A 22,494-nucleotide genomic window follows, 5' to 3' on the forward strand; every position below is an offset into this window, starting at 1 on the left:
TTATCCCTCAACTCCTGCTTCTTTGCGCGCCTCGGCCAGCTTGTCTTCCAGCTTGGCCAGCGTATCGCGTAAAACATCGACCGTATCGGCGCCGCTTTCTTCGGCTTCTGCCAATTTTGTGCGCGTTTTTTCTACCCGGGCTTCCAGTGATTCCAGTGCCTTTTTCGCTTTGTCTTCCGGACTCAGTTTGGCGGCGGCTTCACGAGCGGCCATGGCTTTTTCGATGGCGAGCTGGGCCGGATCGTTGGTTGATGCGGCAGCCGCAACGGGTGCTTCGCTCTCAGAAAGCTGGGCGAGTTCGGCGCGGGCGGCATCGAGTTTGTCGCGTAGCTTGGCAGTGGATTGCTCTAGCACCTCGGCGGTTTCGGAACCGCTTTCTTTGGCTTCTGCCAGCTTCTGCTCCGACTTGCTCAAGCGTTTTTCCAGCGAAGCGACCTGTTCTTCGGCTTTTTCCCGTGGTGACTTGTCGGCGTTCTTGGCGCGGGCGGCCTGGGCGCGGGCAATGGCATCCGCTGCAGGATCGCCTGTGCTGGGCGCTTCGGTCGAGGCCTGCTCAAATTGCTGCAGTTCTTCCTTGGCCTTGGCGAACTTTTCGGTCATGCGCTCGTGAGCGGTTTGCAGTGCGCCCAGGTTGGGAGCGTCTGCGGCTTCCGCCTCTTTCAATTTGGCGGTGGCGCTTTCAAGGCGTTTCTCGGCGGTTTCTACCGCTTTTTTCAGGCGCGCCAGTTTTTCTTCGTTAGTCTCTTCCGGCGCGTTGCCGCTGCGCTTGGCCATGGCTTTCTCGATAGCGGCCTGTGCTGGATCGGCAGCGGGTGCTGCTTTTGCTTGCGCAGCTTTAATGGGATCTTTGCCAGCAGCGGCTTTTTTCTTGGCCGCTTCCTGACGGGCCTTGCGGCGAGCTTCTTTTTCCGCCTCTTCGCGTTCTATGCGAATCTGACGGGCTTCAAAGCGGGCCTTGGCATGTTCGGATTTAACCTTTTCCTGCTGCTGTTTGCGGATCTCTGCTTTTGAGGCGCGGTAGTACTGCACCAGCGGAATATTACTGGGGCAGGCATAGGAGCAAGCGCCACACTCAATGCAGTCGAACAGGTTGTGCTCTTCGAGTTTTTCGTATTCCTTGCCACGGGCAAACCAATACATCTGCTGGGGCAGCAGCGACACCGGGCAAGCTTCCGCGCACATGCCACAGCGAATACAGGCTTGAGCGGGCGGCGGAGGTGGCAATTCTTTTTGCGTAGGCGCCAGCAGGCAGTTGGTGGTTTTTACTACCGGCACTGCGGTATCGCGCAGGGTAAAGCCCATCATCGGGCCGCCCATCACGAGGCGAATGCATTGGTCCTGCTGAAAACCGCCGAGTTTCAAAAGATAGTCGACGGGGGTGCCGAGCAGCACTTCAAAGTTACCGGGCGCACTGCAGGCTTCACCGGTCACCGTGGTAATGCGGGAAATCAGCGGCTCACCATACTGGACCGCACGGTGAATCGCGACAGTAGTCCCAATGTTCTGGCAAACCACGCCGATATCGGCGGGCAGACCACCGGAGGGCACTTCGCGGCCGGTTAGAATCTGAATCAGTTGCTTCTCGCCACCGGACGGGTACTTGGTGGGAAAAACCACCACTTCGATATTGCTGCCTTCTGCAGCGGCGCGCAGTGCGGCGATGCCTTCAGGCTTGTTGTCTTCCACCCCAATCAGGGTTTGTTTCGTGGGCTGAATCAGGTGCTGGAGAATCTTGACCCCGGCGATAATCTGATCGGCGCGCTCGCGCATCAGGATATCGTCGGCGGTAATGTAAGGCTCACACTCGGTGCCGTTGATAATCAGGGTATCGATCACCACGTCATCGCGGGTGCTGAGTTTGACCGCCGAAGGAAAGCCCGCGCCGCCCATGCCGGCAATGCCCGCATCGCGAATACGGTGCAGCAGGTCGGCTTTTTCCAGTGCGGTGTAATCCTCAACCGGATCGAGCTCGATCCACTCGTCCTTGCCATCGGTGTCGATCACGATGCAGCGTGCAAGCAGGCCCGAGGGGTGGGGAATCTCCCGGTGCTCAATGGTGCTCACGGTGCCGGAGCTTGAGGCGTGTACTGGCGCGCTGACAAAACCCTTGGCGTCGGCAATCATCTGACCTTTCAGTACTCGCTGGCCCACCTCAACAATGGGTGTGGCCGGGGCGCCGATATGCTGCGACAGGGGGTGAACCAGCACGGGCGGAATCCCCGCACTTTCAATGCCACGGCTAAGTGACTGAACCTTGTTCTCGGGGGGGTGAACGCCGCCGTGAATATCAAAAATCTTCCTCATGCGGCTTCATCCCGGTTACTGCTATTGCTATCCCGATCGGTCGCAATCAAATCTTCGGCGGGTTTGGGCAATTCCCAACTCCAGTTTTGCACGGTGGTGGGCAGCGGAATCATATCGATGCAATCCACCGGGCAGGGTTCGACACACAGATCGCAGCCGGTGCACTCACTGGCGACCACGGTGTGCATATGCTTGGCGGCACCGACAATGGCGTCCACCGGGCAGGCCTGAATACACTTGGTACAGCCGATGCACTCGTCTTCGCGAATAAAAGCTACCGAGGGTACGCTCTCTTCTTCCGCGTCCAGCGGCAGGGCTTCTACGTCCAGCAGGTCGGCCAGTGCATTGATGGTGGCTTCGCCGCCGGGCGGGCATTTGTTGATAGCGTCGCCTTCGGCAATGGCCTCGGCGTAGGGGCGGCAACCGGGATAGCCACACTGACCGCATTGGGTCTGGGGCAGCAGGGCTTCCACCTGATCGGCAATGGGGTCGCCTTCGGTCTTGAATTTAACCGCAGCAAAACCGAGCAGGGAGCCAAAGGCCAGACCAAGAATGGCCAGCGAGGCCAGCGCAGCGATAAAGGGGTGTTGGGTCAGGAGTTCAATCATCGTTTTCTCCTTACACCAGGCCCGCAAAGCCCATAAAGGCCAGCGACATCAGACCCGCAGTCACCATGCCGATTGCGGGGCCTTTAAAGGGTTGCGGCACATCGGCCACGGCCAGACGCTCGCGCATGGCGGCAAATAGCACCAGCACTAGCGAGAAACCGGCTGCGGCACCGAACCCATAGAGGGCGGATTCCACAAAGCTGTGTTCTTTGTTGATGTTGAGCAGGGCCACGCCCAGCACCGCGCAGTTGGTGGTGATCAGCGGCAGAAACACGCCGAGCACTTTATAAAGCAGGGGGCTGGTTTTGCGCACCACCATTTCGGTGAACTGCACAACCACCGCGATCACCAGAATAAAGGAGATGGTGCGCAGGTATTCCAGGCCCAGCGGCACCAGCAGCCATTCGTAGGTGAGCCAGCTACAGATGGAGGCGAGGGTGAGCACAAAGGTGGTCGCGCTGGACATGCCGATGGCGGTTTCCAGTTTGTTGGAAACACCCATGAAAGGGCACAGTCCGAGGAACTGTACCAGTACAAAGTTGTTGACCAGAATGGCGCTGATCAACAGAACAGAATAGTCCGCCAACATCGTGGGCCTCGACGATGAGAGTTAGTTTGTGCGCGCGGCGGGCAAATGCCCTAAAAAGGTGAGCAAAGCTCAAAAAACAGGCGGTAGTCTATTTTATTTCGAACAAGCGTTCAATTTAAAAGCCCTTGAAAGGACTGGCAAAATCGGCCGTTTTGGTGACGCTTTCAGTACCAATACAGCCGTCATTGCGAGGAGTGAAGCGACGAAGCAATCTCCAGCCGGCTGTGCCATGGTCAGGAGATTGCTTCCGATGCTCGCAATGACGGGGATCAGTGGCTACTTAACCTGCATCCCCGGCTTCGCCCCCTCATGGGGTTCCAACAAATAAATATCCTTTCCACCGGGCCCGGCGGCCAGCACCATGCCCTCTGATACGCCAAAGCGCATTTTACGGGGCTTCAGGTTGGCGACCAAGATGGTCAGTTTGCCGATCAGCTGCTCGGGCTCATAGGCGTCGCGAATGCCGGAAAACACCTGTCGGGTCTCGTCGCCCACGTTCAGGGTGAGTTTCAGCAGTTTGTCGGCGCCTTCTACGTACTCCGCATTGGCAATTTCGGCAATGCGCAGGTCGACCTTGGCAAAGTCGTCAAATTCGATTTCAGCGGGTGGTTCGTTTTTAGCGGCTTTCTTGTCCGCTTTTTTCTTGGCCTTCGCCGGCGCCTGAGCGGCCGCTGCTTCTTCCTTACTCTCGGCCAGCATCTTGTCGACGGTGTCGTTGTCGACCCGAGTCATCATCGCTTTGAACTTCTCGATCTTGTGATCCAGCAGGGGCGCGAATTCTCCGTCCCAATGCAGCTCGGTGTTAAGGAAAGTCTCGGCTTGCTCGGCCAGCGCGGGTACCACTGGTTTCAGGTAGGTCATCAGGACATTGAACAGGTTGATGCACTGGGAGCTGACAGCTACGGCCAGATGCTCGGTGTCTTCGTTTTTGGCGGTTTTCCACGGCTCTTCGGCGTCGAAGTATTCGTTTACCGCATCCGCCAGCGCCATGATTTCGCGCACGGCGCGGCTGTATTCGCGCTGTTCGAAGAAGCCGGCGATTTCATCGGATTTGCCAATCACACGCTGCCACAACTCGGGGTTGTGCAGCTCGCTGCTCAGCTTGCCGTCATTGCCTTTGTGAATGAACTTGGCGCTGCGGCTGGCGATATTGACCAGCTTGCCTACCAGATCCGCGTTTACTCGCTGGATAAAGTCGTCGAGGCTCAGATCGATATCGTCCACTCCGCCGGAGAGCTTGGCGGCAAAGTAGTAACGCAGGTATTCCGGCTGGAAGTGCTTGAGGTAGGTGCTGGCCTTGATAAACGTGCCCCGGCTCTTGGACATCTTTTTGCCGTTGACGGTGAGAAAGCCGTGCACGTACACCGAGCTGGGTGTGCGGAAGCCGGCGGATTCGAGCATGGCGGGCCAGAACAGGCCGTGGAAGTTGATGATGTCTTTGCCGATAAAGTGGTAGAGCTCGGCTTTGGAATCCTTGGCCCAGAATTCGTTAAAGTCGCGGCCATTTTTCTCACACCAGTTGGCGCAGCTGGCCATGTAGCCAATGGGGGCGTCCAGCCACACGTAGAAGTATTTGCCGGGGGCGCCGGGAATCTCAAAGCCGAAGTAGGGCGCGTCGCGGGAGATGTCCCAAGATTGCAGGCCGGCTTCCAGCCATTCGCCCAGTTTGTTTGCGATCTGGGGCTGGAGGCTGTCGGAGCGGGTCCACTCCTTCAGAAAGTCGGTGAACTCACCCAGTTTGAAAAAATAGTGGGTGGAAGCTTTTTCAATGGGCGTGGCGCCGGAGATGACCGAGCGCGGGTTAATCAGGTCGGCGGGGGTGTAGGTGGCGCCGCAGGCCTCACAGTTGTCACCGTACTGATCGTCGGTTTTGCACTTGGGGCAGATGCCCTTGATGTAGCGATCGGCGAGAAACAGGTTCTTTTCCGGGTCGAACAGCTGGGTGATCTCGCGCTTTTCGATATGGCCATTGGCGTCCAGGCGCTGGTAGATCTCGGCCGCGTAATGCTCACACTCGGGCGAATGGGTGGAGTAGTAGTTGTCGAAGCCGATCAGAAAACCGTCGAAATCCTTCTGGTGATCCGCCTGAACCCGCTTGATCTGCTCCTCGGGGGTAATGCCGAGCTTTTCAGCCGTCAGCATAATGGCGGTGCCGTGGGCGTCATCCGCGCACAGGTAGGTGCAGTCGTGGCCGCGCAGTTTCTGGAAGCGCACCCAGATATCGGTCTGGATGGTTTCCAGCAAATGGCCGAGGTGGAGCGGGCCATTGGCATAGGGCAGGGCGCTGGTAACCAGTATCTGACGTTTCGACATGTCTACCTTACAGTCACATTTCGGGGTTTTCGGGGCGGCGTACTATAGCCTTTTTGGGGCTTCGCTGCATCTGCCCTTCATTGAGGGCCTGGGCGTGAGGGCGTATACTCGCCCTCCGTTTTTTCTGTCTAGTCTATTGATCATGCCTGATGTTGAACAAAGTTTGCGCGAGCAGCTACTTGCCTGTCATTTGCCGGGTCTCGATCTGCCACTGAGCCTGGTTGGCGCTGTGGAAAAGGTCTCAGTGTCGGCCAGCAGTGCCGATGCGGAAGTGGCCCTGCACTTTGCCGCCCGTTCTCGCCTCGGGAACTTTGAGGAGACGTTGCTAGGACTGATGCGCTCGGCCACCGGTCTAGACAAGTGCAAACTGACGCTGAAAACTGACATCCACGCCACTGCCGCTGTGGGTGAAACCCAGAATCTGGAGCGGGTAAAAAATGTGATTGCCGTGGCCTCCGGCAAGGGTGGCGTGGGTAAATCGACCACCTCGGTCAATCTGGCGCTTGCGCTGGCGGCCGAAGGTGCCAAAGTGGGCATTCTGGATGCAGATATCTACGGCCCCAGTCAGCAATTGATGCTGGGTGTAAAAGAAGGCCAGCGACCAGAGCAGTACGGCACCCACTATTTAAAGCCGATTGTGGCTCACGGCCTGCAATCCATGTCGATGGGTTATCTGGTCACCGAAAAAACGCCGATGGTCTGGCGTGGGCCGATGGCCAGCGGTGCCCTGCAGCAGCTTTTGTATCAGACCTATTGGGATGATCTGGATTATCTGGTGATCGATATGCCACCGGGTACCGGTGATATCCAGCTGACCCTGTCGCAGAAGGTGCCGGTGACCGGCTCGGTGATTGTGACCACGCCGCAGGATATTGCCCTGCTGGATGCCAAGAAGGGTATCGAGATGTTCCAGAAGGTCGATGTGCCGGTGCTGGGCATTGTCGAGAATATGTCGGTACATGTGTGCACAAACTGCGGCCACGCCGAGCATTTGTTTGGTGAAAACGGCGGCGAGAAAATTGCTGCTGACTACAAGGTGCCGATGCTGGGCGCCCTGCCGCTGACTCTGAAAATCCGCGAGCAGGCCGATAAGGGCTTGCCGGTAGTGGCCGAAGCGCCGGAATCGGAAACCGCGATGATTTACCGCGAGGTCGCCGTGCGCCTCGGTGCCGAGCTGGCGCGGCGTCAGGCCAGCGGTGCTAATAAGGCCTTCCCTAATATTGTGATTAAAAACGACTAAACGCAGCGATAAGGATACGAACAGCGATGAGCATCAAGGCAGACAAATGGATTCGCCGCATGGCGGAAAACGAGGGCATGATAGAGCCCTTTGAAGCCGGGCAGGTGCGTGAAAACGAGGGCGGAAAAATCATTTCCTACGGCACCTCAAGCTACGGCTACGATGTGCGCTGCTCCGATGAATTCAAGGTTTTTACCAATATCCACTCTGCGACCGTCGACCCGAAAAACTTCGATGAAAAAAGCTTTGTCGATATTCGCGGCGAGTACTGCATTATCCCGCCTAACTCCTTCGCTCTGGCGCGAACCGTGGAGTATTTTCGCATTCCGCGCAATGTACTTACCGTGTGTCTGGGTAAGTCCACTTACGCGCGTTGTGGCATTATTGTGAACGTAACCCCGCTGGAGCCGGAGTGGGAAGGGCATGTGACCCTGGAATTTTCCAACACCACCAACCTGCCCGCCAAAATCTACGCCAACGAGGGTGTGGCGCAGATGCTGTTCTTTGAATCCGATGAGATTTGCGACGTGAGTTACAAGGATCGCGGTGGGAAGTATCAGGGGCAGCGCGGCGTGACCTTGCCCAAAACCTGAGGTTTTTCTATCGAGGCTTTTCTATCGTGATTTCGGGCTCGCTCAGCTCTTAAACTTGAGGGACTCGGGCTTGAGCTGCATGCGGATGCGACCATCGTCGTCATCCCGCTCCATTTTGATAATCAGATAGTCGAGGTCGGGCGCGACCCAGATAAAGGTTTCCCGATCTTTGCCAATCCGGGTCTGCCGCAGCTTGAGCGTTTGTATCTGCCGATTATCCAGCGTCAGCATTTCTTCTCCGACTTTTTCAATACGGTACTGCTTGTGCCTGCCGCGATCCACTAGATCGTAAGTGCGTGGTTGTTGCAGGCGGCCAGCTAGCAGATCGAGCCGCAGTTGAATCTGGTAGCTCAGTCGATCGAAGGTCTCTTTTTTTAGTTTGGCAGTGCGTTCGCCATCATCCAGGTCAAAGGTCGCCTGCTGTTTTTTCCAGTCGTAGCGAATGGTCTGGTCCTTGCTGTTGCCCGGACTTTGGCGGTGGCGATATTTAACCGGTTTGATGTTTTCGCCGTCGAAATCGACGATGGCGGTTTCCTGCATACTGAAAAACAGCACCCGGGCGGAATCGTGCAGCTGCCAGCGGCCCTCGCCGCTGCGTTCCAGTTTGCGCGTAACCTCTGCAGCCATTCCGTCTCGAGTGAGGTGGTAGGTGGCGCTATAAGGGGTGAGTAGCGGCTTGCTTTCGCCGAGCAGGGCGTGCGCGGGAAGGATGCCGAAAACGGCGCTAAACAGTAGCGCCGTTAAAAGAATAGCCTGAAGCTGGAAGTGCTTTGCCATCAAATTCTGCCCGATTGCCGTTAAGGACGAGTCGACCCTGCGCAAACCACTGGGCTGCCAGTGGATAGATGCGGTGTTCCTGTTCGAGTACGCGGGAGGCAAGAAGTTCCGCCGTATCACCCGGCTCGACTGGCACGCGAGCGTGAATCACCGGTGGTCCGCCGTCAAGCTCCTCGGTCACAAAGTGCACGGTGGCGCCGGCTTCCGCGTCGCCTGCGTCGATGGCGCGCTGATGGGTGTTCAGGCCTGGGTACTTGGGCAAAAGAGAGGGGTGGATATTGAGCATGCGGCCGCGAAAGTGGCGCACAAAGTCGGCACCGAGAATCCGCATAAAACCCGCCAGAATCACCAGATCGGGCTGGTAGCCGTCAATCAACTCTAGCAGAGCGGCGTCAAAGGCGTCGCGGCTTTCGAAGGTGGTGTGGTCCAGTGCGGCAGTGGCAATGCCGGCCTCGCGGGCGCGATCGAGCCCTTTGGCCAATGGCCGGTTGCTGATCACGGCGGCTATACTGGCAGGCAGTTCACCCTTCGCAGCCGCATCGATAAAGGCCTGCAGGTTGGAACCGCTGCCGGAAATCAGAATGACGATCTTGCAGGGCATTTACAGCCCCTGCAGTACGACGCGCTCGCCGTCCTCGGGGCAGGACTGGATTTCACCGATCAGTGACGCAGATTCGCCTTGTTGCTTGAGCATGTCCATGACGGATTCGGTCTGAGACGCGTCTACGCAGAGCACCATGCCAATGCCGCAGTTGAAGGTGCGGAACATTTCGCGACTCTCGACATTGCCCTGTTTCTGGAGCCAGTCAAAAATCTCCGGGCGCACCCAGCTGTTCACGTCAATGGTAGCGCGGGTGCCTTTGGGCAGTACCCGGGGCACGTTTTCCAGCAGGCCGCCGCCGGTGATGTGGGCCATTGCCTTGATCGGGTATTCCTTGATCAGGCGCAGTACCTGTTTGGCGTAAATGCGGGTTGGGGTCAGCAGTGTTTCGCCCAGCGTGCTGTCGCCAAAGGGTTGTGACAGATCGGCGTCGGTCACTTCGATGATCTTGCGAATCAGCGAGTAGCCGTTGGAGTGGGGGCCGGAAGAGCGGATGCCGATCAGCTGGTCACCGACTTTGACGGTCAGGCCATCGATGATTTTGGATTTTTCGACCACGCCGACACAGAAGCCGGCCAGATCGTAGTCTTCGCCTTCGTACATGCCCGGCATTTCGGCGGTTTCACCGCCCACCAGCGCGCAACCGGAGAGCTCGCAACCCGCACCAATGCCTTCGACAACACTGGCGGCGACGTCTACGTTCAGGGCGCCGGTGGCGTAGTAGTCCAGGAAAAACAGCGGTTCCGCTCCGGTAACCAGCAGGTCATTGACGCACATGGCGACCAGATCGATGCCGATGGTGTTGTGAATGCCGAGATCCATTGCCAGGCGCAGCTTGGTGCCCACACCGTCAGTGCCGGAGACCAGAACCGGTTCCCGGTAGCCGCTGGGTATCTGACACAGGGCGCCGAAACCACCCAGGCCGGACATGACTTCCGAGCGGCGGGTTTTCTTGGCGACGTGTTTGATTCGCTCAACCAGCGCATCGCCTGCATCGATGTCGACGCCGGCGTCTTTGTAGCTGAGGGGGCGGGAGGATTCGGTCATGTTGGGGCACCTTATTTCGAGGGCGGCTATTCTAGCCTGAATAAGTGTCAAATTCAGCAGGAAATTCGGTCTGTCTGCGGCTGCTTCGCTGGGCTGGCCTTGCTACAATGCCCGCCTGCTATCTGGCGGTCTGCGGGAAGATGATGAAAAGAATACTAGTACTTCTGGTGCTGGGCCTGATGAGCTCGGCCCTGCGCGCGGAAGTGATGACATCGCTCTATGAAGTGAAGGTGCCGGTTGCCCAGCGTGGTGAGGCTGAACTGACCGGAGCGGTGGTCGAAGGCCTGAACACGGTGCTGGTGCGAGTCAGTGGTCGCACCGACATCGGCCAGTTTGATCCCATCCGACAGGCGATGCGGCAGGCCCGTGCCATGCTGCTCCAGTATCGTTATGACCGTGAATATGAGGATGGCGAAGAGCAATTGCTACTGGCGCTGAGCTTCAGCGAGCAGGAAGTTAATCGCCTTCTGCTGCAGTCTGGCTTGCCGGTCTGGGATAAAAATCGCCCCCAGACCCTGGTCTGGCTGGTGGTGGATGATGTTAGTGGCCGCCAGTTTGTCAGCGAAGAAACCCATCCCGAGATCGTTTCGGCGCTGCGTGAAGCGGCGGCGCTGCGCGGTCTGCCGTTGGTCTTTCCGGTCTTGGATATCGACGATCGCCTGCAGCTCACGATTGATCAGATCTGGACCATGGATGTGGAAGCGGTGCGCCGCGCTGCCGAGCGCTATCGCACCTCGCATATTTTGAGTGGCCGCGTCACTCGTCTGTCCCGCAGTTGGCTGGGCAATTTCGTGTACGTCAGCGCCGACGATGAATCCTTTGTTGATCGGCAGGCCGAAGACCTGGCCGATATTATCGCGCCGACATTGCATAGCGTGGCCGATGAGCTGGGCAATCGTTACGCGGTGATGCGTACTGCCGGTGGCGTGGCTGATGCGAATATTGTGGTGAGTGGGGTACGGGATTTTCGCGACTACGCCCGTTTGTTGACGTATCTGGAAGGCGTTGCTGTGATCGAGCATGCCAATCCGGTGTGGATCGATGGCGCCCAGCTTATCGTGCGACTGCACCTGCAGGGCTCGATGGAAAAGGCGCAGCAGTTCTTCCAGCTCGACAAAAAGCTGATGGAAGACGAAAACCCCGGCATGGCTTTTTCTGACGCGCAGTTATCGATGGATCAGATTCACAGCTTTTATCGGTGGCAGAACCGGCCATGAATGCGATGAGCGATCAGCCAAGCGCGCGGCTTTTGCTCATTGCAGGCGCGGTCGTCGGCGGTGTAGTGCTGATTCATCTGCTGCAGCCCATTCTTGCGCCTTTTCTGGTGGGGGCATTGCTGGCCTATCTGGGCGATCCACTGGTCGACCGCCTGGAAGACCGGGGGTTGGGTCGCACCACCTCGGTGTGTCTGGTCTTTCTGGGTTTGACGCTGCTCGCGGTGATCGCTTTGTTGATCGCATTGCCGCTGCTAATTGATCAGTTTCAGTTGTTGAGTGTCCGTTTGCAGTCGCTGGTGCAGTGGTTGCAGGGGAATGTTCTGCCCGAGCTGAAGGCGCGCCTCGGCGACAGCGCCTCTTTGTCCCAGGCGGGGCAAGCCTTAGGGAAAAACATTGGCACGGCCGGCGATGTGATCATGCGCCTGTGGTCACGAATCACGGGTTCCAGTCTGGCCATTCTGGGCTGGATCAGTACCTTGGTGTTGATTCCGGTTGTGACCTTCTACCTGCTGCGTGACTGGGACATTTTGGTCGCTAAAATCCGCGATTTGCTGCCGCGCAGGATTGAGGGGCGGGCCAGCCTTATCGCTAAGGAGTGTGATGAAATTCTTGGCGCCTTTATCCGTGGCCAGCTGCTGGTGATGACGGCCTTGGCCGTTATTTACACCTTGGGGCTGTGGGCAGTTGGTCTGGAGCTGGCACTGGTGCTGGGTCTAGTTGCCGGATTGGCGAGCATCGTTCCCTACATGGGTTTTGTGGTGGGCATTGTTGCTGCCGTGATCGCTGCCTGGTTTCAGTTTCAGGACATTTGGGTGCTGGTACAGGTTGGTGTGGTTTTTGGTGTTGGTCAGATGCTGGAAGGCATGGTGTTGACGCCGCTATTGGTTGGCGATCGCATTGGTCTGCATCCGGTGGCTGTGATTTTTGCCTTGCTTGCCGGCGGGCAGCTGTTCGGTTTTGTCGGTGTGTTGCTGGGACTTCCGGCGGCTGCCGTCATCATGGTCATGCTGCGCCACGTCCATAGCAGTTATCTGGGCAGTGATTTTTACGGCGCAGTCGTAGAGTCTGGCCAGGAATCCGATGCCCCCTCCACAGAAGATCGCACCTCATGAGTGAACAATTGGCTCTGGGCATCGGGCCTGATCGTTTTCTGACCTTCGATAACTTTTACGTGGTGTCTGCCAATCGCTTGTTGGTTAACCAACTCGGCTTGCAGGCTCGTGGCGAAGGTGAGCAATGGGTGATGGTTCACGGCGCTGCCGAAAGTGGCCGCAGCCACCTGTTGCAGGCTGCCTGTCAGGCGGCGTCGGCTGATGGAAAGATTGCCTCGTATCTGCCATTAAAAGATATGGTTGGCTACAGCCCCGATGAGATTCTCGCCGGTGCGGAAACGCTGGATCTTCTCTGTCTCGATGATGTAGACGCTGTTCTGGGCAAGGACAACTGGGAAGAGGCTCTGTTTCACCTCTATAACCGCGCCAGCCTAAGCGGTACCTCGCTGCTGCTGTCATCGGCTCGCCCGGCGGGCAGTCTCGACTGCAACCTGCCGGATCTACGCTCCCGCCTGACCAGTTTCAGCGTCTATCAGGCGCACTCGCTCGATGAAGAGCAACGCCTGCAGGCGCTGGTGTTTCGCGCGGAAGGACTGGGTATGGAGCTCAGCCCTGACGTGGCGGAATATTTGTATCACCGAGCCGCCCGGAACCTCTCCACCCTGTTCGACATTCTGGATCAGCTGGACCGTGAATCCCTGCGCCATCAGCGCGCCCTGACCAAACCGTTTGTAAAGTCCGTGATGGGCTGGTAGCTCATACAGGGAATTTGTCAATTTGTGCTGATAAGCCCTTCTTTAAAGTGGAATTAATGAGTTTTTTGCGCTATATGTAACGCGAGTTAGTAAAAATAACGATTGAAGTACGGGATGTTACCGGTACGAAGCCGAGCAGAGCGTATCTCCGTTATCCAAAGTCCAGTTCTTGGATCTAGTGAAAGGCATTCATGCAAGGGGAGTTTTAGGATGAAAAAAACATTTGCCGTATCGATTCTGGCTGCTGCGGCAGCAGGTTTGTCGGCCAACGTCGCTGCAGAAGGTCCCTGGCGGGCCAGCTTGGGAGTGGGTCTGCAAACTTTTGATGGGGAGTGGGACCTGGATGACGTTGCTACTGGCGTTATCGGTATCGAGCGACAGCTGTCTGAAGACTGGGGCGTGGAATTCCGCTACATGAATTCTTCTCCTGACCACAAATACAACGACAACATCGATGCTGACCTGAATCAAGGGTCACTTGATCTGCTGCGTTACTACGGTGGCGAACGCTGGAAGCCCTATGCTGCAATCGGTCTGGGTCATGCTGAATTCGATTTTGACGGCGCTGGTGACAACGCGGTGACTCAAGCTAACATCGGTGGTGGTGTTCGCTACCTTTTCGACGACAGTTGGTCAGCCCGTTTTGATATTCGTGCGATAAATAGTCTGGATGTTGAGCAAACGGACGGTCTGGTTACATTGGGCGTTGCCTACGCCTTTGGTGATTCACAAGCCAAACCGAAGCCCAAACCCGCGCCGATGAAGCCTATGGAAAAAGATACCGATGGCGATGGTGTGGGTGACACGACTGACCGTTGCGCCAACACCCCGATTGGTGTGGTAGTCAACGCTTCTGGTTGTCCGCTGGATACCGACGGTGACGGCGTAGCAGACTACAAAGACAAGTGTCCGCAGACTCCAGCCGGCCGCCAGGTTGACGAAACCGGCTGTAAGTTCGTACTGACGCGCACTGAGCAGATCCGCATGGAAGTGAACTTTGCTTCGAACTCTGCGGAAATTCCTGCCCAGTACCAGGCAGAGGTTGCCAAGGTTGCTGACTTCCTGAAGAAATTCGGTGGTGTTAGCGCGGTTATCGAGGGTCACTCTGACAGCTCGGGTGCCGATGCTTACAACAAGACCTTGTCTCAGCGTCGCGCCGATGCGGTTAAAGCTGCTCTGGTAACCCGTTACGGCATTGACGCCTCGCGTCTGACCGCCATTGGTTACGGTGAAGAGCGTCCTATCGCCTCGAACGAGACTCGCGAAGGCCGCAAGCAAAACCGCCGCGTGGTTGCCGTACTGAAGGCTGAAGTGTCTGAGTAAACTCACTTCGCAGTGACCAAAGGCCTCCTTCATGGAGGCCTTTTTTATTTCCCTTCCGTTATTTTGTTGTGTGGCTCCCGGCCTGCGTCAGAACGATGCGCTGTTTTAGTGCCTATCCTTCAAGCCTTTGAATTTTAGGGCGTTTTTTGTGTTTCTCGGTTGCCCGTAACCGTTGGCATAGTTCTTGAAACAACTCTCCCAGTAACCGGATTTTCCCCAGTGCGACCCTGTTTTGGTGCATATCGTTGGGGGAAGGCCGTTTTGCCTCGCACCATATTAGTGCCGGCGCATTATTGGGAGACATTACATGCTGTTTGGGCGGAAAGACCGCAAGCCTATTAAAATTGCCGACAAGAAAGTGGTCGACTGGAAGTATGCCGTATGCGGCTACTGTTCCACGGGCTGTTCGATCGAGGTGGGCCTGAGCGCCGAGGGCAAACCCGTTACCAGTCGCGGCAAGGGTAGTGCTCCAGTTAACCAGGGAAAACTGTGCATCAAGGGGATTTTTGAGCACGAGCTGGTGACTACGGCGGGTCGCGGTACTGAGCCGCTGATGCGCGACAAGATTTATCAGCCCTACCAGCCAACCAGCTGGGATGCGGCATTGGACCGCACAGCTGACGAATTCAAGCGCATCCAAGAAAAATACGGTCGCGACAGTGTGGCGGTCGTGTCCACCGGCCAGCTGCTGACCGAAGAGTTTTATACCCTGGGCAAACTGGTGCGCGGCGTAATCGGCACCAACAACTACGACGGTAACACCACCCTGTGCATGGCGTCGGCGGTTTCCGGTTACAAGCGTTCCTTTGGTTCCGATGGACCGCCGGGCTGCTACGAGGATTTTGAGCATACTCACTGCTTGTTGGCCTTCGGCTCCAACCTGCCGGAACAGCACCCGATTATTTACTGGCGTCTTAAAGAAGCGCTGGAAAAACGCAAATTCCCCCTGATTGTGGTCGATCCGCGCGTCACCATGATGGCCCAGTTCGCCGATATTCACCTGCCTATCACTCCCGGTACGGATCTGGTGCTGCTCAATGCCATGGCCCATGTGATCATCAAAGAGGGTCTGCAGAAGCAGGATTATATCGACGCCCACTGCAGTGGTTATGACGAGCTGGCGGCCCTGATCGAGAAATACGATCCGGAATCTGCCTCGCGTATCTGCGGCATCGATGCCGATACTATCCGCCACGTTGCCAGACTGTATGCGAAGGCGCCCTCGGCCATGAGTATCTGGACCATGGGCATCAACCAGAGCACTCACGGCTCCGATGGCGTCTGCGGTATCAACAACCTCAACCTGATTACCGGCAATATCGGCATCCCCGGCGGCACTTCCCTGTCCATCACCGGTCAGTGCAACGCCATGGGTACCCGTGAGTGGTCGTCCTGTTCCGGTCTGCCGGGTTATCGCATGCTGGAAAAAGAAGAGCATCGCGAGGAAGTCGGCAAGTTCTGGGGCGTCGATCCCGAGTTCTTCCCCAAAAAGCGCGGCCTGCAGCAAACCGATATTTTTCCAGCCATCGAATCCGGCGAAATCAAGGCGCTGTGGATTGTCGCTACCAACCCGCTGACGTCGATGCCCAACCAGCCGCGGATCAAAAAGGCGATGGAGAAGCTGAAGTTTATGGTGGTGCAGGATGGCTACGCCGATTGTGAAACCGCCAAGTACGCCCACGTTTATCTGCCCGGTGCGGTTTGGGGTGAAAAAGAAGGTGTACAGACCAATACCGAGCGCCGGGTCAATTTAGTCCGCAAATTCGTTGAGCCACCGGGTCAGGCGAAGCCGGATTACTGGGTGTTCAACGAGCTGGCCAAGCGCTTTGAGCAGGGCCGCAAGATCAAATTTCCGGAAACGACCTCGGAAATTTTCGACGAGATGAAGCATCTCTCCAAGGGCGATGGTCGCACCCTAGATATTTCCGGCATGAGCCACGACATGATTGAAGAGCAGCGCGGTATTCAATGGCCGATGCGAGAGGGGGAGGCTACGGGTAACCCTCGCCTCTACAGCGACGGCAAGTTCCAGACCTCGAGCGGCAAGGCCAATCTGTTGGCGATGGACTACATCGAAAACAACGAAGTGCCGGACAATCAATACCCCTTCTGGCTCAACAGCGGTCGGGTGGTTGAGCATTTCCACACCCGTACCAAGACCGGCAAGATCGGCAACCTGAACAAATTCAGCCCGACCCCGTATATGGAAATGAACCCGGACGCCGCTCGCGCCCTGGGTGTGCAGCATATGAGCTACGTTAGGCTGGTTTCCCGCCGCGGCGATGCAGTAGTCATGGTGCAGCTGACCCAGCGCGTGCCGCGCAATATGGTGTTTATCCCGATGCACTACCACGATTGTGTAAACCGTCTGTCGCTGGGCCTGCTCGACCCTTACTCACGGCAACCGGCCTTCAAGCAGTGTGCGGTGCGTATTGAACATGTGGATCAGAAGGAAGCGGCGCGTTTGAACGTTGAGCGCCGGGCGTTTTAAGAGGTTTATTTACGATGTGGCAAGTACGAGACGACGAACCCCAATACGCTTTTCTGAAAGAGCCGAAAGCGCCCGAGGTGAATTTTTATGAAGCGCCGATCGATCTGATTGCGCGCTCTGGCGGTGTGGCTGAGCCCGGTCGGGAAATGTTTATCAATGACGAGCCCGGTGTGGGTACCAACCCCAATCGCAACAAGCAGCACGCCTTTCACTTTACGGCGGATAACTGCATTGGTTGTCATGCCTGTGAGGCCGCCTGCTCGGAAAAGAACGACAATCCGGCCCATATCAGCTTTCGCAGCGTGGGTTATGTTGAAGGCGGCACCTATCCGGATTTCCGTCGGATGAATATTTCAATGGCCTGTAACCATTGCGATAACCCGGTGTGTTTGAAGGGCTGCCCAACGCGCGCCTACACCAAACACGCAGAGTATGGCGCGGTGCTGCAGGACCCGGAAACCTGTTTCGGTTGCGGCTACTGCACCTGGGTTTGCCCCTACAACGCTCCTCAGCTTGATCCGATCAAGGGTCAGGTGTCGAAGTGCAATATGTGTGTCGATCGCCTCGAGGTGAATCTCAAACCCGCTTGTGTGTCGGCGTGTTTGGGTAATGCGCTAAATTTTGGGGTGGTGGAAGATCTGCCTGAGAATCGCGAACAGGGCAAAGTCTCCATTCCCGGTTTCCCTGATCCGGAAATCACTCATCCCAATATCCGCTTCCAGCAGGTTAAGCATATGCCGGACGAGGTCACTCGTCCCGATGGCATGCCGGTGAAATACCACAAGCATGACGATGGGCAGTACCGCCCGGTGGTGGATCAGAAGAAAGGTGTCGACCGTCACTGGAATCTCAAACGCTTGAGTTCGCGTGAAAACCCGCTGGTGATCTTTACCCTCTCCAGTCAGGCAGCACTTGGCCTGTTCTTTAGTCTGTTTCTGGGTGCCCAGCTCGGCGTGGAACCGCTGCAGGCGCTGCGCAGTTCCGTGATGTACGTGCCGATGGTCGCGTTGGCCGTGGCCTTTGCGGGTTTGGGCATGCTGATGTCAGCGACGCATTTGGGTAAGCCCCTGCGTTTCTACCGCGGGTTTAACAATCTGCGTCACTCACCGGTCTGTCGCGAAGGGCTTGGCATCCTCTTGTTTATGGTCTTCGGGGGGCTGCATCTGTTAGCTGCGCTGCCAGACAACGCCGTATTCCAATCGCTTTTGGGCGATTGGGGCAGTTATCCGATGCTGGCCTCGGTATTTGGATGGTTGGCCATTCCAGCCGGTGCGACCGGTCTTTACTACATGATTAAGTGCTACCGCATCCCGGCGCGTCCGTTCTGGAACCACTGGCAGACGGGCAGCAGCTTTGTCGGCACCAGTCTGGTGTTCGGTGGCCTTCTGTTGGGGCTGATCGGTGGATTCACGCTGGTATGGCTGGAACAAAGCACAGCGTCGCTGGTTGCTGTCTGCGTGATGCTGGTGTTGGCGGGCACGGCGCTGGAAGCCGTGGGTCTGTGGCGCCATGCAGTAGATATGAATCTGGCCAATAACGAGGGCAGTGCATCGCACTATGTGCAGAGCACCGTTTTTGGCAAGAGCTATACGCTGCGCAATGTGCTGCTGGGGGTGAATCTGGTTCTGGCACTTGCGCTTCTTGGTGGGGTTTTCAGTGGGGGGCTTAGCAGCTGGGCGATATTGCCGCTAGCGCTGGCGCTTTCCTTGGCGGCGCTGACCGTCGCGCTGATTGGTCGGGCCCTGTTCTACGTGCTGGTTATTCCGACCACCATGCCTGGTGCCTTCTTCTGGAAGAACAAGGATTTCGAAGAGCACGCCAGAGAGATCGGTCTGGCGCATATGCCGCAGGTGGGCGTGGTCTACCACAGCCACTGAGGCTTTCAGGCGTACTCCCGCAGCCTTTTTGCAGTCGCTGCGGGATGCTTGCGCTTGTACTCGTCTTCGTAACGCCTGGCAACCTTCTCAGCCCGCATTCGCTCAATGATGCTGTTCATCACCTGCTGCTTGCAGGTAAGAAGCGTCTGATCTTCATTGTCTGAAGGAGCGGACGGTATCTCTTCACCTCTGGCTATGAAATCTCCCTTCAATACACGATGGGAGCTGCGAGACGTCCGGTTTGGATTGTTTGACGATGGTGCCATGCCTGATTTTTATTGGATTTTTGTGGGCTGACCTAAAACTTTGGCAGCATGGTAACAGAGTGATCGCGAACCTCAACCTTATATTTTGGTCATAAAAAACCCGGGCAAGCCCGGGTCTTTATTAGGCTCTGACGCTTATACGAACTGAAGCAGCGCCAGGATCACAACACTCAGACCGATGCTGCAATGGATAACACCTTTTACCGTGGTCATCGGGCCGGTTTTGCCGAAGATGGCGTTAAGTTCGAGGGCAGCGATCAGCGCCAGCGCGATCCACAGACCTAGCGGCAGGCTGTTCATGCCATAGCTGGCAGCGCCGGTGCCGTGGAATGAACCCATCATGCCGATCAGCATGGGGCCAGAGAACAGGGTGTTGGTGCGTGAAGCCAGGCCCGCTTTGGGAGCGGCAGCCGCTGCGTCACCGGGAGTGATGCCGCAAACGATTTTCTGGTTCGGCCAGATGATCAGCCATACGTTCAGGAACATCAGCGTACCCAGAACAGCACCCACGATGATGTAGGAATCCCAGCCGTGAGCCTGACGGATCACTTCCAGCAGGACCACACCGGTCAGGAAGGTGAACATGGCGCCCCAGCGGAACCACCACAGCGCGCGCGGAGCGAGCTTTTTAACCGCGTCGGCCTTGGCGCCGGCTTCGGCTTCTTTGAAGTATTCGGTTTGAACAAAGTTGAAGTAGTAGAGCAGGCCGATCCAGGTAATGCCGAACAGCACGTGCAGCCAGCGGAACAGTAGATCGATAGTAATAAAGTTTTCCATAGCGGTCCCTATCAATTGTGGCAGATTGAACTTTTATTACTCCTCGCCCTCTGAGGGTCTGCGAGGAAAGCTTGTTGTCGCGGCAGTATAGCAAAAAGATTGAAAAGCTAGAAATATCGGCGGTTTGCGACGGCAATCAAGTGTTCGATGTAAACGCCGAACAGTGCTCTTTTGTCGGTGACAGGCAGCTGTCATAATGCACGCCGCGCACTGCATTCAGGAGTAGCCATGACCCATCCCAGCAGACCCGGTGGCATCAAGCCCGATGCCGATGATATTCAGGCCTATCAGCGTGAGCGCCGCACACGCATGGTGGATCGGATTGGGGACGTGCCGGAGGTTAAGGGTGGCGGTGCGGGGCTATCCGCTGACGGTGGTGGCTGGCTGCAGTGGCTGATCATCCTGCTCCTGTTGGGTGGCGCTTACTACCTCTATCAGCAGCTCGATCTGGCGCGTGCCCAGCTGACCTTGGATGAGCAGCGCATCCTGCGTTTGGAAAAACAGCTCAATATCACCGATGAAAGTGTGTCTGAAACCAGCGATCAGTTCGAAAAGCAGATGCAGTTCCTCGATACTGAAATTCGCAAGCTTTGGGACAATGTCTGGAAGCGCAGTAAGGAGCAGCTGGCTGAGCACGAGACCAAAATTACCAAGATGGAAAAGAGTCTCGAGTCTATTAACAAGCAGTTTGAAACACTGAATAGCAAGGTTGCCGCGGTTGAAAAAGCCAACGCCGCAGACAAAAAAGAGCTGGCTAACCTGAAAGTTCAGCTGCAAAAAACGCGGGATATGACGGAAACCAACTGGAGCGAGATTGCCGAGCTCAAGCAAGGCGGCAACATCGCGGACAAAGTCGCCAAGCTGGAATCTCGTGTTAAGGCCAACGAAGAATGGCTGGAATCCGTCAACGCCTTCCGCAAACAGGTAAACCGCGACATTACCGATTTGCGCACCACCATCCAGAGCAATCACGGCGGAACGCCCTGAACGGTGAAAGGCCTCCCACTCTGAGGTATACTGCCGCCCCCGATTCGCGCGGGTGGGGCGGCTGGTAACGGTTGCCCGGCTCGCAGACCAGTGAGGCAGCCGATGACCGTAATCCGCAAAGACGACCTGATCAGCACCGTTGCTGATGCCCTGCAATATATCTCCTACTACCATCCGGTAGATTTCATTCAAGGCGTATACCAGGCCTATCAGCGTGAGCAGAACCCGGGCGCGAAAGACGCTATGGCGCAGATTCTGATCAACTCCCGCATGTGTGCCGAGGGTCATCGCCCGATCTGTCAGGACACGGGCATCGTGACGGTATTCCTGAAAGTGGGCATGAACGTGCAGTGGGAAAGCGATATGTCGGTCACCGACATGGTCAACGAAGGTGTGCGTCGCGCCTACAACCACCCCGACAACGTGCTGCGCGCCTCGATTCTGTCGGATCCCGACGGCGCCCGTCAGAACACCAAAGACAACACCCCGGCGGTTATCCACTACGAAATTGTCGAAGGCGACAAGGTTGAAGTGTGTGTAGCAGCGAAGGGCGGCGGCAGCGAGGCGAAATCCAAGTTCGCTATGCTCAACCCCTCTGACTCGGTTGTGGATTGGGTGTTGGAGCAGGTGCCCAAGATGGGTGCTGGCTGGTGCCCGCCCGGTATGCTGGGTATCGGTATCGGCGGTACTGCCGAGAAAGCCATGCTGGTCGCCAAAGAAGCCCTGCTTGATCCTATCGATATTCACGAGTTGCGCGAGCGCGGCCCGTCCAACCGCTCCGAAGAGCTGCGTCTGGAGCTGATGGAGAAAGTCAATAAACTGGGTATTGGTGCTCAGGGTCTTGGTGGTTTGACCACCGTGCTGGATGTGAAGGTAAAAGACTACCCGACCCACGCCGCCAACAAGGCTGTTGCCATCATCCCCAACTGCGCCGCTACCCGTCACGCTCACGTGACCCTGGATGGTTCTGGCCCGGCGACGCTGACTCCGCCGTCGCTGGACGACTGGCCGGAAATTACCTGGGAAGTGGGCGAGGGTGTGCGTCGCGTCAACCTCGACACGGTAACCGCTGAAGAAGTGAAAGAGTGGAAGCCCGGTGAAACCCTGCTGCTGAACGGCAAGATGCTGACCGGCCGCGATGCGGCGCACAAGAAAATGGTCGACATGCTGGCCAAGGGCGAAAAACTGCCGGTGGATATGACCGGCCGCTTCATCTATTACGTGGGTCCGGTTGATCCGGTGCGAGACGAAGTGGTTGGCCCGGCTGGCCCGACCACCGCGACCCGCATGGATAAGTTCACCCGCACCATGCTGGAAGAAACCGGCCTCTTGGGCATGATCGGTAAGGCCGAGCGCGGCGATACTGCTATTGATGCGATTCGCGATAGTGAAGCGGTCTACCTGATGGCCGTAGGCGGCGCGGCTTATCTGGTAGCGCAGGCCATCAAGCACGCCGAAGTCGTGGCCTTCCCCGAGTTGGGCATGGAAGCGATCTACGAGTTTGATGTGGTGGATATGCCCGTGACTGTGGCGGTGGATACCCACGGGGATTCCGTGCACAAATCCGGTCCGGCCAAGTGGTCGAAGCTGATTGAAGAGCAGGCGATCGAGGTCGTCTGATCTTCTGGGCCCCTGTTCTTCCGGTAGCGCGAAGAGCAGGGGCGTTTGCAATCTCCC

General features: G+C 57.0%; 18 protein-coding genes. 10 read left to right on the forward strand and 8 right to left on the reverse strand.

The annotated features are described in order from the left end of the window. The 4 genes from rsxC to metG all read right to left on the reverse strand — a co-directional run bounded on the left by rsxC (position 1) and on the right by metG (position 5,814). Positions 1-2,304, reverse strand: a complete 2,304-nt coding sequence (rsxC, locus tag FHR99_RS09855) for an electron transport complex subunit RsxC (RefSeq protein ID WP_183410485.1) — start codon at positions 2,302-2,304, stop codon at positions 1-3. After that, positions 2,301-2,912 carry an electron transport complex subunit RsxB gene (gene rsxB / locus FHR99_RS09860; RefSeq protein WP_183410486.1) on the reverse strand — a complete coding sequence of 204 codons (612 nt, stop codon included), beginning with the start codon at positions 2,910-2,912 and terminating at the stop codon, positions 2,301-2,303. The genes rsxC and rsxB overlap by 4 nt, the downstream gene beginning before the upstream one ends. A gap of 10 nt (positions 2,913-2,922) precedes the next feature. Next, positions 2,923-3,501 (reverse strand): electron transport complex subunit RsxA, encoded by a 579-nt coding sequence (gene rsxA, locus FHR99_RS09865; protein ID WP_183410487.1) that lies wholly within the window; start codon positions 3,499-3,501, stop codon positions 2,923-2,925. 276 nt (positions 3,502-3,777) lie between these two features. Beyond that, on the reverse strand, positions 3,778-5,814 hold the full coding sequence (gene metG / locus FHR99_RS09870) for a methionine--tRNA ligase (RefSeq protein ID WP_183410488.1): 2,037 nt from the start codon (positions 5,812-5,814) through the stop codon (positions 3,778-3,780). A 142-nt stretch (positions 5,815-5,956) separates the two neighbouring features. On the opposite strand from metG, the gene apbC reads away from it, so the two are divergent. After that, positions 5,957-7,054 (forward strand): iron-sulfur cluster carrier protein ApbC, encoded by a 1,098-nt coding sequence (gene apbC, locus FHR99_RS09875; protein WP_183410489.1) that lies wholly within the window; start codon positions 5,957-5,959, stop codon positions 7,052-7,054. Positions 7,055-7,080: 26 nt separating this feature from the next. Continuing rightward, a complete protein-coding gene (dcd, locus tag FHR99_RS09880) occupies positions 7,081-7,647 on the forward strand; it encodes a dCTP deaminase (RefSeq protein WP_183410490.1) in 567 nt (188 codons plus the stop codon). A gap of 42 nt (positions 7,648-7,689) precedes the next feature. On the opposite strand, the gene FHR99_RS09885 is transcribed toward dcd, so the two are convergent. The 3 genes from FHR99_RS09885 to purM are packed head-to-tail and all read right to left on the reverse strand — an operon-like array spanning position 7,690 to position 10,072. After that, positions 7,690-8,424, reverse strand: coding sequence for a DUF3108 domain-containing protein (locus FHR99_RS09885; RefSeq protein WP_183410491.1), 735 nt, complete (start codon positions 8,422-8,424; stop codon positions 7,690-7,692). After that, positions 8,372-9,025, reverse strand: coding sequence for a phosphoribosylglycinamide formyltransferase (gene purN, locus FHR99_RS09890; protein ID WP_183410492.1), 654 nt, complete (start codon positions 9,023-9,025; stop codon positions 8,372-8,374). The genes FHR99_RS09885 and purN overlap by 53 nt, the downstream gene beginning before the upstream one ends. Further along, positions 9,026-10,072 carry a phosphoribosylformylglycinamidine cyclo-ligase gene (gene purM / locus FHR99_RS09895; protein ID WP_183410493.1) on the reverse strand — a complete coding sequence of 349 codons (1,047 nt, stop codon included), beginning with the start codon at positions 10,070-10,072 and terminating at the stop codon, positions 9,026-9,028. 143 nt (positions 10,073-10,215) lie between these two features. On the opposite strand from purM, the gene FHR99_RS09900 reads away from it, so the two are divergent. The 6 genes from FHR99_RS09900 (at position 10,216) to FHR99_RS09925 (ending at position 18,787) form a co-directional block, all read left to right on the forward strand. Next, a complete protein-coding gene (locus FHR99_RS09900; protein WP_183410494.1) occupies positions 10,216-11,289 on the forward strand; it encodes a DUF2066 domain-containing protein in 1,074 nt (357 codons plus the stop codon). A gap of 5 nt (positions 11,290-11,294) precedes the next feature. Next, entirely contained in the window at positions 11,295-12,401 is a 1,107-nt protein-coding gene (locus FHR99_RS09905) for an AI-2E family transporter (RefSeq protein WP_183410952.1), read from the forward strand. Further along, positions 12,398-13,096, forward strand: coding sequence for a DnaA regulatory inactivator Hda (gene hda, locus FHR99_RS09910; protein WP_183410495.1), 699 nt, complete (start codon positions 12,398-12,400; stop codon positions 13,094-13,096). The genes FHR99_RS09905 and hda overlap by 4 nt, the downstream gene beginning before the upstream one ends. Positions 13,097-13,306: 210 nt before the next feature. Then, entirely contained in the window at positions 13,307-14,419 is a 1,113-nt protein-coding gene (locus tag FHR99_RS09915) for an OmpA family protein (protein WP_183410496.1), read from the forward strand. 307 nt (positions 14,420-14,726) lie between these two features. Continuing rightward, a complete protein-coding gene (locus tag FHR99_RS09920; protein WP_183410497.1) occupies positions 14,727-16,910 on the forward strand; it encodes a molybdopterin oxidoreductase family protein in 2,184 nt (727 codons plus the stop codon). 14 nt (positions 16,911-16,924) lie between these two features. Beyond that, positions 16,925-18,787: a DmsC/YnfH family molybdoenzyme membrane anchor subunit gene (locus FHR99_RS09925; RefSeq protein ID WP_183410498.1), complete on the forward strand. Its 1,863-nt coding sequence runs from the start codon at positions 16,925-16,927 to the stop codon at positions 18,785-18,787. Positions 18,788-19,188: 401 nt separating this feature from the next. Here the strand turns inward: FHR99_RS09925 and FHR99_RS09930 are convergent, their stop codons facing one another. Next, the gene (locus FHR99_RS09930) at positions 19,189-19,830 is read right to left on the reverse strand and encodes a urate hydroxylase PuuD (RefSeq protein WP_183410499.1); all 642 of its coding nucleotides are present in this window, start codon (positions 19,828-19,830) and stop codon (positions 19,189-19,191) included. A 228-nt stretch (positions 19,831-20,058) separates the two neighbouring features. Here FHR99_RS09930 and FHR99_RS09935 point away from each other — a divergent pair, with 228 nt between their 5' ends. Next, complete coding sequence (locus FHR99_RS09935; protein WP_183410500.1) at positions 20,059-20,817, forward strand: hypothetical protein; 759 nt, start codon at positions 20,059-20,061, stop codon at positions 20,815-20,817. 102 nt (positions 20,818-20,919) lie between these two features. Further along, positions 20,920-22,437, forward strand: a complete 1,518-nt coding sequence (locus tag FHR99_RS09940; RefSeq protein ID WP_183410501.1) for a fumarate hydratase — start codon at positions 20,920-20,922, stop codon at positions 22,435-22,437. Positions 22,438-22,494: the final 57 nt, after the last annotated feature.

The organism is Litorivivens lipolytica (assembly GCF_014191715.1).
GTDB lineage: Bacteria > Pseudomonadota > Gammaproteobacteria > Pseudomonadales > Spongiibacteraceae > Litorivivens > Litorivivens lipolytica.

Excerpts from the sequence above, each read along its gene's own strand:
- rsxC (WP_183410485.1), bottom strand. The coding sequence starts at position 2,304 with ATGAGGAAGATTTTTGATATTCACGGCGGCGTTCACCCCCCCGAGAAC.
- rsxB (WP_183410486.1), bottom strand. The coding sequence starts at position 2,912 with ATGATTGAACTCCTGACCCAACACCCCTTTATCGCTGCGCTGGCCTCG.
- rsxA (WP_183410487.1), bottom strand. The coding sequence starts at position 3,501 with ATGTTGGCGGACTATTCTGTTCTGTTGATCAGCGCCATTCTGGTCAAC.
- metG (WP_183410488.1), bottom strand. The coding sequence starts at position 5,814 with ATGTCGAAACGTCAGATACTGGTTACCAGCGCCCTGCCCTATGCCAAT.
- apbC (WP_183410489.1), top strand. The coding sequence starts at position 5,957 with ATGCCTGATGTTGAACAAAGTTTGCGCGAGCAGCTACTTGCCTGTCAT.
- dcd (WP_183410490.1), top strand. The coding sequence starts at position 7,081 with ATGAGCATCAAGGCAGACAAATGGATTCGCCGCATGGCGGAAAACGAG.
- FHR99_RS09885 (WP_183410491.1), bottom strand. The coding sequence starts at position 8,424 with ATGGCAAAGCACTTCCAGCTTCAGGCTATTCTTTTAACGGCGCTACTG.
- purN (WP_183410492.1), bottom strand. The coding sequence starts at position 9,025 with ATGCCCTGCAAGATCGTCATTCTGATTTCCGGCAGCGGTTCCAACCTG.
- purM (WP_183410493.1), bottom strand. The coding sequence starts at position 10,072 with ATGACCGAATCCTCCCGCCCCCTCAGCTACAAAGACGCCGGCGTCGAC.
- FHR99_RS09900 (WP_183410494.1), top strand. The coding sequence starts at position 10,216 with ATGAAAAGAATACTAGTACTTCTGGTGCTGGGCCTGATGAGCTCGGCC.
- FHR99_RS09905 (WP_183410952.1), top strand. The coding sequence starts at position 11,295 with ATGAGCGATCAGCCAAGCGCGCGGCTTTTGCTCATTGCAGGCGCGGTC.
- hda (WP_183410495.1), top strand. The coding sequence starts at position 12,398 with ATGAGTGAACAATTGGCTCTGGGCATCGGGCCTGATCGTTTTCTGACC.
- FHR99_RS09915 (WP_183410496.1), top strand. The coding sequence starts at position 13,307 with ATGAAAAAAACATTTGCCGTATCGATTCTGGCTGCTGCGGCAGCAGGT.
- FHR99_RS09920 (WP_183410497.1), top strand. The coding sequence starts at position 14,727 with ATGCTGTTTGGGCGGAAAGACCGCAAGCCTATTAAAATTGCCGACAAG.
- FHR99_RS09925 (WP_183410498.1), top strand. The coding sequence starts at position 16,925 with ATGTGGCAAGTACGAGACGACGAACCCCAATACGCTTTTCTGAAAGAG.
- FHR99_RS09930 (WP_183410499.1), bottom strand. The coding sequence starts at position 19,830 with ATGGAAAACTTTATTACTATCGATCTACTGTTCCGCTGGCTGCACGTG.
- FHR99_RS09935 (WP_183410500.1), top strand. The coding sequence starts at position 20,059 with ATGACCCATCCCAGCAGACCCGGTGGCATCAAGCCCGATGCCGATGAT.
- FHR99_RS09940 (WP_183410501.1), top strand. The coding sequence starts at position 20,920 with ATGACCGTAATCCGCAAAGACGACCTGATCAGCACCGTTGCTGATGCC.